3 protein-coding genes are annotated in these 1,812 nt (G+C 54.9%); 1 reads left to right on the top strand and 2 read right to left on the bottom strand.

Features of this window, described 5'->3' with window-relative positions; translation table 11 throughout:
* Positions 1-373, bottom strand: a 373-nt coding sequence (locus tag MVB78_RS02630; protein ID WP_367270983.1) for an NAD(P)-dependent oxidoreductase, incomplete at its 3' end; no start/stop codon positions are given.
* A 118-nt stretch (positions 374-491) separates the two neighbouring features.
* Here MVB78_RS02630 and purM point away from each other — a divergent pair.
* Positions 492-1,496, top strand: coding sequence for a phosphoribosylformylglycinamidine cyclo-ligase (purM, locus tag MVB78_RS02625; protein ID WP_297487558.1), 1,005 nt, complete (start codon positions 492-494; stop codon positions 1,494-1,496).
* 177 nt (positions 1,497-1,673) lie between these two features.
* Here the strand turns inward: purM and MVB78_RS02620 are convergent.
* Positions 1,674-1,812, bottom strand: a 139-nt coding sequence (locus MVB78_RS02620) for a phosphoribosylaminoimidazolesuccinocarboxamide synthase (protein ID WP_297487556.1), incomplete at its 5' end; no start/stop codon positions are given.

Here is a 1,812-nt window from a genome sequence, read left to right as displayed (position 1 = left end):
GGGTCTCTCTGGTGCGCTCGCGGTGCATGGCAATCCACGTTGCTTTCGCGTTCGGAACGACAAAGTAGCCGTCCTTCTCAAGCTCAAAGAGTGCATCGAGGTTTATAGCCTCTATCTCCGGGATTATTGCATCGGGCTTCTCCCTCTCGACGACCGAGAAGAGGAAGTCTGCATTCCTCATCTCGCCCACGTAAGCTCTATGGGCAACCTGCATCGCTGGAGCGTTGGCGTACCTATCGACCGCTATAACCTCAACGCCGAGCCTTTGAGCCTCAATCGCTATCTCCTTCCCGAGCTCACCGCTCCCGAGGAGGAGTATTCTCTGGGCTGAATCTGTTGTGGCGGTTCCGAGTTCGTCTCTCAGGCCAACCATGAGCACCACCTCATTGATTGACGTTAAAATGTTAAAAGATGGATATATTTAAGCCTTTTTAAGCAGAAAAATGGCAAAGTTTTTAAAGAACCTGAGGTAGGGTGTAGCGGTGGTGCTCATGCTGACCTACGCCCAGGCTGGCGTTGATGAGGAGAAGACTTCGAGGGCCTTGAGAAGTATAATCTCACTCGCAAGGGCAACTTTCGGGTTCAGAAAGGGAAAAATCGGAGAACCTGCCGAAGATCTTGGCCACTACTCGGCTCTGCTCGACTTCGGAAGCCTTTATCTGGCCATGACGACCGACGGTGTTGGAACCAAGGTGCTCGTGGCTGAAGCGGTTGAAAAGTTCGATACGATAGGAATAGACATGATAGCGATGAACGTCAACGATCTGCTCTGCGTCGGGGCAGAGCCGGTAGCTTTAGTTGACTACCTCGCCGTCAGGGAGCCGGATGAGGGGGTCTTCGCCGAGATTGGTAAGGGCCTCTACGAAGGGGCGAGGCAGGCCGGTATAGCGATAGTTGGTGGTGAGACGGCGGTTATGCCCGACCTCATCAACGGCTTCGATCTGGCAGGAACTGCAGTCGGAGTCGTTGAGAAGGGCAAGGTCATAACCGGCGAGAGGATAAGGCCCGGCGATGCCGTCATAGGAATCTCAAGTTCAGGAATCCACTCCAACGGTTTAACCCTCGCGAGGAAGCTTTTGGTTCCAAAATACGGCCTCGACTACGAGTATGAAGGCAGGAAGCTCTGGGAGTGGCTCTTGGAGCCCACGAGGATATACGTCAAACCCGTTTTGGAACTCCTTGAGAGCGTTGAAGTCCACGGATTGGCCCACATAACCGGCGGGGGACTGCTCAACCTGAAGCGCCTGACTGGCTACGGGTTCTCGCTGGAGATGCCCCCAGTCGAGGGAATCTTCAGGCTCATCCACGAGAACGGCGTCTCGCTGGAGGAGATGTTCAAGGTCTTCAACATGGGAGTTGGCATGGTGGCCATAGTGCCGCAGGAGGAGAAGGAGGAAGCACTTGACATCCTTAACAGACACTACGAGAGCTTTGAGCTCGGAACTGTAGCGGAGGGCCCGGGGATAAGGGTGGAGAACTACGGGGTAAGCCTTTAAACTCCCTTTCCAATCTTTCCCGGTGGTCCAATGGGCTGACCGTAAAGAAAAAGGCCCTCCTTGAGAACCTGCCCGGACTCGTTGATAAAGCTGTGAGCGAATACGGGACAGGGCTGAGGAGAATAGTGATAGGGGAAGACGAGAAAGGTTGCTACACCGTCTTCATAGCCTACGAGGCTAAGCTCCGGTGAGCCTCCTGTAGAGCTCCTCGTAGGCCCTGATGAGGTCGCCCCTGTCGAAGCGGAAGACGTCCTTGTCGAGGCTCTCACCGGTTTTCGCGTCCCAGAAGCGACAGGTGTCGGGGCTGATCTCGTCG

It is taken from the genome of Thermococcus sp., assembly GCF_026991495.1.
Taxonomy (GTDB): Archaea; Methanobacteriota_B; Thermococci; order Thermococcales; family Thermococcaceae; genus Thermococcus.
The sequence above is the reverse complement of the archived record's forward strand: the minus strand, read 5'-3'. Positions and strand labels throughout refer to the sequence as shown.

What these genes read in the sequence shown, in the direction of transcription:
- purM (WP_297487558.1), top strand. Translation starts at nt 492, where the DNA reads ATGCTGACCTACGCCCAGGCTGGCGTTGATGAGGAGAAGACTTCGAGG.